We start from the raw sequence: 13,491 nt of genomic DNA, 5'->3' as shown, positions 1-13,491 counted from the left end.
AAAGCCAAGTAAAAAAGCCAAGTAAAAAGTATTTTGTTACGCCGCCCCTTACTCTCAACTTTAACCTTAACCTAAAATTTCCAAAAACATTAAATTTGCGTTTTGCGAAAATTTTCACGAATGTTTTACGACCATCAAGCGATTGAGCGAAAGTGGCAGAAAATCTGGGAAGAGCGGCAGACTTTCCGTGCTGCAGAACCGAACGAAACAGAGAAACCGAAGTTCTATGTGCTGGATATGTTCCCCTATCCATCGGGCGCAGGTCTGCATGTAGGGCATCCTCTGGGCTACATCGCCTCGGATATTTATGCGCGCTTCAAAAGGCACCAGGGTTATAATGTGCTGCACCCAATCGGCTATGATTCCTTCGGGCTTCCGGCGGAGCAATATGCGATTCAGACGGGGCAGCATCCTGCAATTACGACTGAAGAAAATGCGGCGAGATACGAAGAGCAGCTTCGCAGAATAGGCTTTTCTTTCGACTGGAGCCGTGAGCTGAAAACTTCTAATCCTGCCTATTATAAATGGACGCAGTGGATTTTTGTTCAGTTGTTTCATTCGTGGTATGATTTTGAAACCGACAAAGCGGAGCCGATTTCTACGCTCGTTAACCATTTTCAAAAATTTGGAACTGAAAATCTAAATGCAGCGCAAACCGACGCCTTGAATTTTTCAGCGGAAGAATGGAACAACGCATCAGAAGCCGATCAGCAGGATATTCTGCTGAATTATCGCCTGGCTTACCGCGCTGAAACTACGGTGAATTGGTGCCCTGCACTAGGGACCGTTTTGGCGAACGATGAGGTGAAGGATGGCAAATCTGAGCGCGGCGGCCATCCGGTTTTCCAGAAAAAAATGATGCAGTGGAGTATGCAGATTTCAGCCTATTCCGAACGCCTTCTGAACGGCCTTGAAAATCTCGACTGGCCGCAGCCTTTGAAGGATTCTCAGGAGTACTGGATTGGAAAGAGCGTGGGGGTGTCCATTAAATTTGAAATTCAAAATCCAAAGTTTGAAGTTTCCCAAAATGAAAAATCTTCGGTTGAAATTTTCACCACAAGGCCTGATACCATTTTCGGTGCCACATTTATGGTGCTGGCGCCGGAGCATCCTTTGGTGGAAGAACTGACGACCGATGAGCAGAAAGCCGAAGTGGAAAATTACATCGAAGAAACTTCGAAAAAATCGGAGCGGGAAAGGATGGCCGATGTGAAAAATGTTTCAGGCGCCTTCACGGGGAGCTATGCCGTGCATCCATTTACAGGAAAGGCATTGCCGATTTTCATCTCAGATTATGTGCTGATGGGCTATGGAACTGGAGCGGTGATGGCGGTGCCTGCCCACGATGAAAGAGACCACCGTTTTGCGAAGAAATTCGAGCTAGAAATTATAAATGTCATTGAACACGATGGCGATGTGCAGGAAGAGTCCTACGATTCCAAGGATTCTGTTTGCGTGAATTCTGAGTTTCTGAACGGCCTTAACTATAATGAAGCGAAAGCGAAAATCATTGCAGAAATTGAAGCGCGCGGCATCGGAAAGGGGATGACGAACTATAGGCAGCGCGATGCGATATTTTCCCGCCAAAGATACTGGGGTGAGCCTGTGCCGGTGTATTTCAAGGACGGCTTGCCGTACACTTTGCCGGAATCTGCACTGCCGCTGGAATTGCCGGAAGTTGAAAAATACTTGCCGACAAAAGACGGCGATCCGCCGCTTGGAAATGCGAAAAATTGGGCTTGGGACGAAGCCAACGAGGAAGTTGTGGAATCTCAACTGATTGATAATGAGAAGGTTTTCCCGATTGAGCTTTCCACGATGCCTGGCTGGGCGGGCAGTTCCTGGTATTTCCTGAGGTATATGGATCCGCGGAATGATGGGTATTTTTGCCAAAAGGAAAAATCGGATTATTGGGGGCAGGTTGATTTGTACATCGGGGGAAGTGAGCACGCCACAGGGCATCTGCTGTATTCGCGATTCTGGAATATGTTCCTGAAAGACCGCGGTTTCATAGCGCAGGAAGAGCCTTTCCAAAAGCTGATTAATCAGGGGATGATTTTGGGGATGAGTGCGTTTGTCTTCCGGATTGAAGGAACGAATAAATTTGTCTCGAAAAATTTAGCCAAAGATTATCAGACGCAGAAAATCCACGCGGATGTTTCGCTGCTGAAAGGTGCAACGGATGAGCTGGATATTGAATTGTTCAGAAACTGGCGGCCTGAATTTGCCGACGCGGAATTTATCTTGGATGACGAAAAATATCTGGTAGAGCGGGAAGTCGAAAAAATGTCGAAATCCAAATACAATGTGGTAAACCCTGATGATATTTGTGATGAGTACGGCGCCGATTGCCTAAGGCTTTACGAAATGTTCCTCGGCCCGCTGGAACAGAGCAAGCCGTGGAACACGCAGGGTTTGTCGGGCGTTTACGGTTTCCTGAAAAAATTCTACAACCTATATTATAATGGTGATGAATTTTCGGTTTCGGATGAAGCGCCTACGAAGGCCGAACTGAAAGTGCTACACACTTTAATCAAAAGGTTCACCTATGATATCGTGCATTTTTCGTTCAATACATCGGTGTCGCAGTTTATGATTGCGGTGAATGAGCTGCAGAAGCTGAAGTGCAGCAAGCGGCAGATTCTGGAACCTTTGGCGGTTTTGATTTCGCCGTATGCACCGCACATTTGCGAAGAGCTCTGGGAAAAATTAGGTCACGAAACTTCGGTCGATTTTGCGACTTTCCCTGAACTGAACGAAGATTTTCTGGTGGAAGATGAATTTGAATATCCGGTAAGTTTCAACGGGAAGATGCGTTTCAAACTGGCTTTGCCTACAGGTATGGAACCGCAAGATGTGGAGAAAGCGGCACTTGCTGACGAGAGAGTTTTGGCGCAGCTTGCCGGAAACTCGCCGAAAAAGGTGATTGTAGTGAAGGATAAGATTGTGAATATTGTTCACTGACAGAAAAAAATGAAATTAATTAATTTTTTATTTTAAGCTGGCGATAGCTATAATTTTCAATAATATTGTGATATTTTTTAATTTTAATTACTTTAAATTGCATTAATTGGATATTCTACAATATTAACAAAGTTTAATATTAAAAAAAAACGCTTTCAGATGGCTAAACTCTTGTGGCTTTGAAAATTTTCACTTTATTTTACACCCGAAAAACAAAAAACAACTATTAATTACTTATCACAATGGAAACGAATGTTACAAATGAGCATCTAGATGTTCAACCGAGAAAGAAGGCGGGTCTGAATCCTGCGATCATCATCCCAATCCTCCTTGCGATTGGATTCTGCATTTATTTTTTCGTTCTGGGTAATCCTTCGAACTTTAAAGATGCAGAAAAACTTGGCAGCGGCTCCGTTGCATTCTCCGGTGTAGACGGAAACCAGATCCACCCGGAATCCTTCATGGGGATCATTTATAAAGGAGGTATTATCGTACCTATCCTTATCACCTTTATGCTTACAGTTATTGTGTTCTCCATTGAGCGTGCAATCGTACTTGGCAAGGCAGCCGGCAACGGTAATGTGGATGCTTTTGTAAACAAAGTGAGAGGGCTGCTCAACCAAAACAGAATCGATGAAGCTCTTGAAGAGTGCGACAAACAGGGAGGTTCTATTGGTAATGTAGTAAAGGAAGGTCTTACTACCTACAAGGTTCTTTCCGCTGACACTACGATGAACAAGGAGCAAAAGATGGCTGCGCTAAATAAAACTATCGAGGAGGCTACTACACTTGAAATGCCGATGCTAGAAAGAAACATGATCATCCTCTCCACTCTGGGTACGGTTGCTACACTCGTGGCGCTCCTTGGTACCGTAATTGGTATGATCCGTGCGTTCTTCGCTTTGGGTGCCGGAGGCGGTACGCCGGATGCAGCTGCGCTTTCAACAGGTATCTCCGAGGCACTTATTAACACTGCACTTGGTATCGGTACTTCTGCAATTGCGATCATCCTTTACAACTATTTTACTTCGAAGATTGATGGGCTTACCTTCAAAATTGATGAGATCGCGATGGCAATCCAATCTTCTTTTGCAGAATACCACTAATTAGTTTCAAAGCAGATCTGATCTGTTTAAAACTTAATGGTAATTTAAAACTTAATAATGTAAAATGGCGAGAATAAAACCAAAAAGACATGGAGTAGTTACGGATATGACAGCGATGTGTGATGTTACATTCCTGCTACTTACATTCTTTATCATGACCACGCAATTCCGCAAGCCGGAAGTGGAGAGCATACAGCCGCCATCTTCCATCTCAGAAAAGCTTCTTCCTGAAACCAGCATGATGGCTATAAATGCTACGAAAGACGGAAGATTCTACTTCCAGCCGGTGGAAAATTCATCCGAAAGATCTCAACTCCTGGATTATATGGGGGAGAAATACGGATTGACTTTTACTCCACAGGAAAAGAAAGCCTTTGTAAATACAGATTTTATCGGTGTGCCAATGTCCCAATTGAAAGGCTTCCTGGCATTGCCTGAAGAACAGCGTAAGGAATACAAGGGTTCTGGGATCCCGATGGACAGCACTAAGAAGGAGTTGATTGACTGGGTGCAGCAAAGCTTGGCTGTAAACCCGGATTATAAACTGGCCCTTAAGGGGGATGTAGAGACACAATATCCGCGGGTAAAGTATTTGTTCGAAGGTTTAAGAGATATTGATTTTCTTAAATTTTGGCTGATAACCTCCCAGGAAGGTAAACCTCAAGAATAGTAAACATGGCTGAAGTACAAGTACAGGAGAAAGGCGGCGACGGTAAAGTGCGCGCCAAAAAACACAACCCCAGGGTAGATATGACGCCGATGGTAGACCTCAACTTTTTGATGCTGATGTTCTTTATGTTTACCACCACGTTTACCAAACCAAATGTAATGGACTTGGGTCTCCCGGCAAAACCTAAAAAGGATCAAAAGGCACCAGATACGGAAATTAAGCTTTCAAATTCCATATCTCTGCTTCTGGGTAAAGACAACAGGATTTTCTGGCACCAGCAGGATAATACCTCCTTGACAGATGCTAACCTTAATGAAACCACTTATGACAGGGAGGGAATCCGAAAAGTTATCCAGCAGGCCAAGGCAAATGCTGCAGATCAGTCCAAATTTACAGTGATCATAAAACCTACTGACGACGCTGTGTATAAGAATTTCGTCGATATTCTTGATGAAATGGAGATTACAAAGTCTGAACAGTATGGTGTTACAGATGTGAAGCCTTGGGAGCAAGCAATTTACAATAAAAAAATTGGCAAGTAATTGCTGTTAAAGAATTGGTTTAATTATGGCAAATGATACAGTTTACAATGCCGTACCAGATTTGGACGACATTGTATTTGAAAATAGGAATAAAGAGTACGGAGCTTACGCGCTTCGCACGAATTATCCGAAATATCTTACTAGGGCCTTCCTAATAGGTACTGCATTGTTTCTTATAGCTGCTTTAACGCCGTTTATCATTGTAAAACTGAAACAAATGCAGGAAAGTGAGAAAACGGAAGTTGATGCAAATCTTGTAGAAATCCAGCAAGAGGATGTAATTCTGGAACAACCGAAAGAAGAAGAAGAACCGCCACCACCGCCACCACCGCCGAAGGAGGAACCGGTTCAGCAGGAAGTTATTCAGAATGTTGTTCCTGAACCTAAAAAAGCTCCGAAGGTAGAAACCCCACCACCACCAATTTCCAAGCAGCTGGAAACAACTACTGGTTTGGTAAATCAGGAAGGTGTGAAAACTCCGAGCTATACACCGCCACCGCCACCACCTTCTACAGGTACAAGGGCCGGTACAGCAGAAGTAAAAGCTCCGCCAGCTCCTACCGTAAGTAAGACAGAGATCTATGATCGTGTAGACCAAGCGGCAGATTTCCCGAGTGGGGGTATTAACGGATTCCGTCAAAAGTTTGTTGATAACTTCGATACCAGCGTAATGAGCGGGGACGAGGGAACGCTAAAAGCAGAAATTACATTCGTAGTAGAGCCGGATGGTTCCATTAGCCAAATTAAGGTTAACGGTAAAAATTCCACTTTCAATAAAGAAGCTGAGCGCGCTATTAAAGCCATCAAAACTAAGTGGACTCCTGGCAAGCTGAATGGAGAGCCTGTTCGTTCAAGATTCCGACTGCCGGTAACGATGAATTTCGAGTAATTTTTGAAAAATTGTTTTAAAATAGGGGGAAGTGAAACTTCCCCATTTTTTATATATTTGCCAGTATGATTCAGTGGTTTTCGGTTGTCGCCGGCCTCGGCTATATTGTTCTGGGCATTGCAATTATTTACTATAAATTTTTTTTCGTACCGCTTACAGATCTCAGCGTGGTTTGGATACTTGGTATCTTAATGATCAGCTATGGAATTTTCAGGATTGTCAGAGCGGTTATTCGACTGAAAAAGATAAAGGAAGATGGGTAAATTCCGTTCTTTTTTTTATGTTATTTTCCCTTTATTATTTTTGTCGGCTTGCAAAAAGAAGAAGGAAGACGCTGAAACTTATTATAGAGGGAACCTTACTGTTTACACTGATGAATCATTTGTCAGCGTAGTGCAGGCTCTTGCAGACGCCTATGCCATTGCCTATCCAGAAGCGAAAATTTCTGTAGAAACTGAGAAAGAGGATCTATCTTTCTTAAGACTTTTGAAAAAGGAAGCAAGACTGATAGTGCTTTCCCGGAGCTTAACAGAAAAAGAACAGGAAGAATATAAGAGAATTACAGGCTTAAAGTTTACTCCAGCACCTTTTGCCGCTGATGCTTTGGTATTTATTGTACCCAAAAACGACTCTCGGGACTCGGTCTCTGTTAGTGAAATTGACAAACTTCTGAGTTCCGATGAGAAACCTATTATTTTTGATGGTGCCAACGCCAGCAACCTTAATTTCATTGCTCAACGGCTTGGCAAAAAAGCAAATTCGCTCAAATATTCTGTGCTCCCGGGCAATAAGGAGATTCTAATGAATATTTCAAAGTTTCCAGGCAAGATAGGCGCAGTCAGTTTAAATTCGCTTAGCAGGCAATATGACCCCAAGACTAATGAGTTGATGAGCGGGATTAAAATATTAAAAGTTTATGACGGAAAAGACAGCTATCTCCCGGATATGCAAAGTCTTCGTTCTATGGAATATCCTTTTACCAGGGTGGTGTATTTTCTTGAAAATGAAGGAAGTTTCCTTCTTGCCAATGGCTTTGTAAGGTTTTCCTGTACACATGTGGGACAAAAGGTGGTACAGAAAGAAGGCCTTCAGCCGTACAATTTGTATAAGCGAGAAGTCCAAATGAGGTAAAATTGGAATGATTATTGTCAGTTTTATTTACATTTAAAACTAAATTATAAAAATGGAGAGAATTTTTTTGAACAGAATTTCAGTTGCTGCTGCAACATTCATACTTGCTGGTACAGCGAATGCCCAAAGCCTGCAGCAGGGTATTGCAAGTGCAGACAGCCATAAATATGCAGCCGCCAAGGAGAATTATAAAACTATGATCCAGCAAAACCCGAAGGACGGCTCGAATTACTTTTACCTTGGTAATATCTTCCTACTCCAGACGGATCCTAATTTCGAAGAGGCTTCAAAATATTTTAACGAAGGCTTAGCGGTAGATTCAAGAAGCACTCTGAACAAAATCGGCCTTGCTACTGTAAAATTGGGGAAAGGAGATAAATCTGCTGTATCAGAAATTACCAACCTTGTAGCTAAATCTAAGGACTCCGAGGAGCTGTACCGTGCTGCACAGGCACTAACGCTCTTTGAAAAAAATAACGCTCCCGATGCCGCGATAGATCTTCTGAACAGAGCCATTGAAAGATCGGGCAAAAGCGGTGTACCGGCTTATTATTACTACAGTCTTGGTGACGCTTACCGTCTGAAAAAAGATCCGGGACAGGCGATGACTGCCTATGATAAAGCCTTGCCACTTGCTAAGAATAAGGCGTCGGTCTACACCAGGATGGCAACTCTATGGATGGCGGCGCAGCAGTATCAGCAAGCAGAAGCGAATATTAAAAAAGCAATTCAAGCGGACCCTACTTACGCTCCGGCTTATATGGCGCAGGCTAATTATAATTACAAATTCCAAAAGCCGGATGCGATGACGCAGGATTTGCTCAATTATACAAAATACGCCGACGAAGATCCGTATACCACTCTGGAAATAGCTAAACTTTATTTCTCCAACGCTGATTATTCCAATGCAAAACAAACTTTGGATAAGGTATTTGATAAAGTTGACGATCCTATAAAATATAAACTAAGAGCATACATTCAGTACAGCGCAGACCGCGATTACTCTTCTGCAAAGCAGAACTTGGATACATTTATGACCACAGTAAAAGACAAATATAGAATACAGCCTGCGGACCGCGGTCTGGAAGGATTGCTAATTGCTGCATTAGCTAAGGATGAAAAAGATTCAGCAAAAAAATCATTACTTATGCAGGAAGCAAGGCAAAAAGTGGACATCGCGAAAAACGCTCAGGATGAAACCCTCGACTGGAATAGGGAGTTTGCATTTCAGTCGGGTAGCGTCGGAGCAGAGGCTACAGCCTCCTCCGGTGAGGTAGCCGGGCCTACGAATCCTAAAATAGAATCGCTAAAGAAAAAAGTAGCCGCGAACCCTAACGACAGTAATCTGTTGGTAGAGCTGGGCACGGCGTATCAGGAGGCAAATAACTGGAAAGGCGCCCTCAGCACTTGGCAAAAAATGGCTCAGTTGGTACCGGATTGGGAATATTCCTACTATGGTCAGGGTGTGGCTTATCAGCAGCTGAACAATGAAGAAATGGCTAAGCAGTCTTACCAAAAATACATCGATACGCTGACGAAAAAGCCTGCGGCAGAGCAGGAAGCGAACAAAACGACGCTTTCCTACGCCTACTACCTTACCGCTTATTTCTCTCAGCAGAGCGATCCTGCCAAAGCTAAGGAATATGCACAAAAAGCCGTGGACCTGAACCCTGGCTACGAAGATGCTGCGAAGCTGAACAAAGCGCTGAATAAATAATTTTAATCTCAATCCCTGCCTTTTTTCGGCAGGGATTTTTTCGTTTTCGAATGATGAAAGTTGATATTTTAGCCATCGGTGCTCATCCAGACGATGTGGAATTAGGATGCGGCGGAACTTTGGCGTTGCTGATTGCTCAGGGAAAAACCGCGGCGGTTGTAGATTTGACGAAAGGTGAACTGGGAACTCGCGGAACTGAAGTTACCCGTGCAAGAGAAGCGGCTGATGCTGCGGAAATTCTCGGCGTCTCTCACCGGGAAAATTTGGAAATGAAGGATGGCTTCATCCTGAACAGCGAAGAGAACCAAATGAAGCTGGTGAAGGTGATCAGGAAATACCGTCCGGAAATTGTATTTGCCAATGCAATTGATGACCGGCACCCTGACCACGCCAAAGCTTCAAAACTGATTTCTGATGTGTGCTTTCTTTCTGGCCTGGTAAAGATTAAAACCCAGCTGAACGGCGATGAACAGGAAGCCTGGCGTCCAAAGCAGGTTTACCATTACATTCAGTGGAAGGAAATTCAGCCGGATTTTGTGGTGGATATTTCGGATTTTCTGGATAAAAAGCTGGAAGCCTGTCTGGCTTACAAAACGCAGTTTTTCGACCCAGATTCCAAAGAGCCTGAAACACCGATTGCCACGAAGGATTTTAAAGAAAGCCTGACCTACCGTGCGCAAAATTTAGGGAGGCTTTCCGGCGTGGGATTTGCTGAAGGCTTTACCACGGAAAAACTGATGGCCATCAAAAATTTCGATTCCATAGTTTTGTAATTCGGGGGAAATTATTATCTTTGCAATCCAAAACGGTGATTGTAGCTCAGTTGGTTAGAGCGTCGGATTGTGGTTCCGAAGGTCGTGGGTTCGAGACCCATCATTCACCCAAAAAAGCACCTGATTTTCAGGTGCTTTTTTCTTTCCCTATTTTCAGAAGATTTTTAGATTTCTTCGTCCGAATTAATAGTAAAATTTCTGGAGTGGTAATCCTTTTCGTGCCGCTCAGAAATCACATCTTCACCTTTTTCGTCAAGGATAAATGCAGTACTTTCCTCAAACATTTCCTTAAAAGCCTTAAAATCTTCTTTGTAGAGGTAGATTTTATGCTTTTCTACTGTGGCTTCGCCGCTTTCGGAATAGTTTTTCTTACTCTCGGTGATGGTGAGGTAATAGTCGCCTGCCCTGGTCTCCCTCACATCGAAATAATAGGTCCTCCTGCCTGCCTTCAGCACCCTGGTGAAAATCTCATTTTCCTGACGCTCTCTGTATTCGCTCATTACTTAAATGGTTATTTGATTTTTTTTAACAAATATAACAGAAATCTTTAATTCAGCACTACCAAATTGCGGTTATAATGTTTTTTTAATTATGCCTCCAGTATCAGGAGTCGGTCCGCCTGCGCAGCGGTGCTGTCACGGTGGGTAATGATGATGGATGTGGTGCGCTTCAGATCCCCCCGGATGTTGTCCAGAATATTTTTTTCCGTTTCCGTATCCAGCGCAGAAAGTGAATCATCAAAAATTAAAATTTTCGGCTCAATGATTAAGGCTCTTGCAATGCATACCCGCTGCTTTTGCCCGCCGGAAAGCGTTACACCGCGCTCGCCCACCATCGTTTCATATTGCTCACGGAAGCCGATGATGTTCTTGTGCACATCGGCTTTCTTCGCATTTTCCACCACTTTTTCGTGGGAAGGCTCGTCCAAACCGAAGCCTATGTTGTTCTCAATCGTGTCGGAAAACAGGAAGCTTTCCTGCGGAATGTAGCCTATCTGCTCGCGGTAATTCCCGAGATGATGTGCTTTCAGGTTTTTCCCATCGATTAAGATTTCGCCTTCGGTAGGGTCTATCAATCTTGCCAAAAGCAGGGCTACCGTGGTTTTTCCGCTGCCGGTTTTTCCCATTATGGCAAGGCTTTCGCCGGCTTTTACTTTGAAGCTTAAATTCTTCAGCGCCGTAATGCCGGTGTTTGGGTAGGTGTAGGAAACATTGCGGAATTCTATATCTCCGCTGATTGCGCCCCTGATAGTTCCCGTGTTCCTTATTTCGGATTTTTTCTTCAGAAATTCATTAATGCGGAACATAGAAGCATCTGCCCGCTGATTTACAGAAACTACCCAGCCCACCATAGAAAACGGCCAGATCAAAATGTTGATGTACATAAAGAAGTCCGCGATTTTCCCCACAGAAATTTCTCCCGCGATATATTTCGAGCCGCCGATGTAGAGAATGATAACATTGAGCATACCGATGACGAAGAGGATAATGGTGTAGAAGTAAGCCTCCGTGCGCGCCAGATCAAGGGATTTATCCTGATAATCGGCTACTTTTTTCTGGTAAATTTTGTGGAAGAGAGGTTCTTTAGCAAAAAATTTAATGACGCGGACGCCGGAGAAGCTGTCTTGCACGAATGTGGAGATTTCCGACTGACTTTTTTGCTTTATTTTCGATTTCTTGTTGATAATACTGCTCACTTTATAAATCACGAACGAAAGCAGCGGCAGCGGTATCAGCGTCCAGAGCGTCATAGAAGGATCGGTGCGCAGCATATACACCGTGGTGATAATCAGCAGGATAGAAAGATTTGCCAGATACATCACGCCGGGGCCCAGGTACATACGCACGGCGGTTACATCCTCGCTCAGCCGGTTCAGCAGGTCGCCGGTGGTGGTTTGCTTGTATTCAGTGAGCGACAGCTCCTGATATTGTCGGTAGATTTTATTCTTAAGCTCATACTCGATCTTCCGGGAGGCTACGATGATGGTCTGCCGCATCATAAAGGTGAAAAAGCCGGTAAGCAGGGAGGAACCTACGATGATGCCCACATATTTCAGAACCTGCGGATTGAAGCCCGTACCAAGATTCTGCGCCAGTTCGTCCACGGATTTTCCAACGAACTGAACCTTGAAAATGTTAAAAAAATTGCTGGCGATGATGAACAGCAGCCCGAAGAAAAGAAGTTTCCGGTGCTTCCAAAAATAAGGGTTAAGGGTTTTCAGGGCCTGCACGATTTTGCAAAAGTAAACTTTTCGGATGAGATGATTTTTGCCGAAAGCCTTATCTTTGCGCAAAGTTCCTTGAATGCTTGGAAGAAGACAAATCCGTGAGAAAGTGGTGGAGAACCTTTATTCCTTTTCGCAAAACCCTTTAAAAATTGAGGTTGTGGAAAAGAATTTTTTAACGGAGATCGAAAAAGTTTATCATCTTTACCTCTATCAGCTGAATTTTTTAGTGGTGCTGAAACACCTTGCCGAGCAGCAAATAGAAATCGGGAAGAATAAATTCCTGAAAACTGAGGAAAACCTGAACCCGAACCAAAAATTCATCAACAATAGAGCGCTGATAATGCTGGAGGAAAACCCTGAAAGGCTGGATTTTACCACGAAGCATCAGGAGCTGAAATGGGATGTGAATAACGAGCTGGTTCTCAAGACTTTCCGCAGGATTTTGGCAGGGAAGCGCTATCAGGATTTTATGAAGGAAGAGAGCTTTTCCTTTGAAGAAGATCAGAAATTTCTCGGCAAGCTTTTCCTGAAATATGTGGCGGAAAACGATGATTTCCATTCTCACCTGGAAGAGCTGGAAATAAGCTGGGCGGATGATTTCCACATCGCCAATTCGATGACGCAGAAAACCATCGGCTTCCTGAAGCCCGATGAGCACATTAGTTTGGCAAAAGTTTTCAAGGATGATGATGACAGGGATTTCGCCGTGAAGCTGCTTCGCTCCGCCGTGAAAGATTTTGAGCCGAATGAGAAGAAAATTCAGGAACGCCTGCAAAACTGGGACTTCGAGAGAATTTCCCTGATGGATAAAATCATAATGCTGGTAGCAATTTCTGAGCTGGACAATTTCCCGTTCACCGCTTCACGCATCATCATCAATGAATATGTGGAAATTGCGAAGGTATATTCCGGCGAGAAATCCAACATCTTCATCAACGGAATTCTGGACCGCTATGCTAAAGACCAAAACCGAATAAATTAATTGCTATGAAAAAATATTTTCTGACGGCAGCCGCTGCAATCGCTTTGCTTGCCTGCCAAAAAAATGAAAAAGCCGATGCTTTGGTAACCAATGAAACGGAGATTGTGGACAATTCTGCAGAAATTTTTGCCGAAAAATCTGCGGAAGAACTAGCAGCTGAAGCCCAAAGCAAGCCGCTGACAACCGTAGCACTGAGCAGCAACCACCACGATTTCGGGAAAATCGGCAAGGCACAAAGCGTAACGCACGATTACGAACTGACGAACACCGGCGATAAACCGCTCATCATCTCTGCCGTGAAGCCTGCCTGTGGATGCACCGCGCCGGAATACACGAAGGAACCGATAATGCCCGGCCAAAAGGGAAAAGTAACCTTGGCATTTGACCCGACGAATTTTGACGGCGCCGTGCAGAAAACCGCCGAAGTCTTTACCAATACGGAAAAATCACCGATTACGCTGTCGTTTTCAGCGGATGTTCAACCCTAAAT

Annotated in this window: 13 protein-coding genes and 1 tRNA gene; 12 read left to right on the top strand and 2 right to left on the bottom strand. The window is 44.0% G+C overall.

Annotated features, from left to right (window positions below; genetic code table 11):
* Window positions 1-120: 120 nt before the first annotated feature.
* The 10 genes from leuS (at window position 121) to IMZ16_RS04575 (ending at window position 9,902) form a co-directional block, all read left to right on the top strand.
* Window positions 121-2,964: a leucine--tRNA ligase gene (leuS, locus tag IMZ16_RS04620; protein WP_193440682.1), complete on the top strand. Its 2,844-nt coding sequence runs from the start codon at window positions 121-123 to the stop codon at window positions 2,962-2,964.
* A 242-nt stretch (window positions 2,965-3,206) separates the two neighbouring features.
* The gene (locus IMZ16_RS04615; protein ID WP_193440681.1) at window positions 3,207-4,070 is read left to right on the top strand and encodes a MotA/TolQ/ExbB proton channel family protein; all 864 of its coding nucleotides are present in this window, start codon (window positions 3,207-3,209) and stop codon (window positions 4,068-4,070) included.
* A gap of 64 nt (window positions 4,071-4,134) precedes the next feature.
* Window positions 4,135-4,740, top strand: a complete 606-nt coding sequence (locus IMZ16_RS04610; RefSeq protein ID WP_073177417.1) for an ExbD/TolR family protein — start codon at window positions 4,135-4,137, stop codon at window positions 4,738-4,740.
* A 5-nt stretch (window positions 4,741-4,745) separates the two neighbouring features.
* A complete protein-coding gene (locus IMZ16_RS04605) occupies window positions 4,746-5,282 on the top strand; it encodes a biopolymer transporter ExbD (protein ID WP_073177415.1) in 537 nt (178 codons plus the stop codon).
* Window positions 5,283-5,307: 25 nt separating this feature from the next.
* Window positions 5,308-6,171, top strand: coding sequence for an energy transducer TonB (locus IMZ16_RS04600; protein WP_193440680.1), 864 nt, complete (start codon window positions 5,308-5,310; stop codon window positions 6,169-6,171).
* Window positions 6,172-6,236: 65 nt separating this feature from the next.
* Window positions 6,237-6,434 carry a C4-dicarboxylate ABC transporter gene (locus IMZ16_RS04595; RefSeq protein WP_193440679.1) on the top strand — a complete coding sequence of 66 codons (198 nt, stop codon included), beginning with the start codon at window positions 6,237-6,239 and terminating at the stop codon, window positions 6,432-6,434.
* Window positions 6,427-7,302 (top strand): PstS family phosphate ABC transporter substrate-binding protein, encoded by an 876-nt coding sequence (locus tag IMZ16_RS04590; protein WP_193440678.1) that lies wholly within the window; start codon window positions 6,427-6,429, stop codon window positions 7,300-7,302. The genes IMZ16_RS04595 and IMZ16_RS04590 overlap by 8 nt, the downstream gene beginning before the upstream one ends.
* Before the next feature lie 52 nt (window positions 7,303-7,354).
* A complete protein-coding gene (locus IMZ16_RS04585) occupies window positions 7,355-9,019 on the top strand; it encodes a tetratricopeptide repeat protein (RefSeq protein ID WP_193440677.1) in 1,665 nt (554 codons plus the stop codon).
* Between the two features lie 53 nt (window positions 9,020-9,072).
* On the top strand, window positions 9,073-9,792 hold the full coding sequence (gene bshB1 / locus IMZ16_RS04580) for a bacillithiol biosynthesis deacetylase BshB1 (protein ID WP_193440795.1): 720 nt from the start codon (window positions 9,073-9,075) through the stop codon (window positions 9,790-9,792).
* 34 nt (window positions 9,793-9,826) lie between these two features.
* Window positions 9,827-9,902: transfer RNA gene (locus tag IMZ16_RS04575), tRNA-His, on the top strand.
* A 54-nt stretch (window positions 9,903-9,956) separates the two neighbouring features.
* Here IMZ16_RS04575 and IMZ16_RS04570 read toward each other — a convergent pair.
* Together IMZ16_RS04570 and IMZ16_RS04565 are read right to left on the bottom strand one after the other, a co-directional pair.
* Complete coding sequence (locus IMZ16_RS04570) at window positions 9,957-10,292, bottom strand: DUF3276 family protein (RefSeq protein ID WP_073177406.1); 336 nt, start codon at window positions 10,290-10,292, stop codon at window positions 9,957-9,959.
* A gap of 89 nt (window positions 10,293-10,381) precedes the next feature.
* The gene (locus IMZ16_RS04565) at window positions 10,382-12,022 is read right to left on the bottom strand and encodes an ABC transporter ATP-binding protein (protein WP_193440794.1); all 1,641 of its coding nucleotides are present in this window, start codon (window positions 12,020-12,022) and stop codon (window positions 10,382-10,384) included.
* A gap of 73 nt (window positions 12,023-12,095) precedes the next feature.
* Between IMZ16_RS04565 and IMZ16_RS04560 the strand changes: the two genes are divergently transcribed.
* Both IMZ16_RS04560 and IMZ16_RS04555 read left to right on the top strand, forming a co-directional pair.
* On the top strand, window positions 12,096-13,001 hold the full coding sequence (locus IMZ16_RS04560) for a transcription antitermination protein NusB (protein ID WP_193440676.1): 906 nt from the start codon (window positions 12,096-12,098) through the stop codon (window positions 12,999-13,001).
* 5 nt (window positions 13,002-13,006) lie between these two features.
* Window positions 13,007-13,489: a DUF1573 domain-containing protein gene (locus tag IMZ16_RS04555; RefSeq protein ID WP_193440675.1), complete on the top strand. Its 483-nt coding sequence runs from the start codon at window positions 13,007-13,009 to the stop codon at window positions 13,487-13,489.
* Window positions 13,490-13,491: the final 2 nt, after the last annotated feature.

Origin of the sequence: Cruoricaptor ignavus, from assembly GCF_014961145.1 — a bacterium.
GTDB classification, from domain to species: domain Bacteria; phylum Bacteroidota; class Bacteroidia; order Flavobacteriales; family Weeksellaceae; genus Cruoricaptor; species Cruoricaptor ignavus.
The sequence above is the reverse complement of the archived record's forward strand: the minus strand, read 5'-3'. Positions and strand labels throughout refer to the sequence as shown.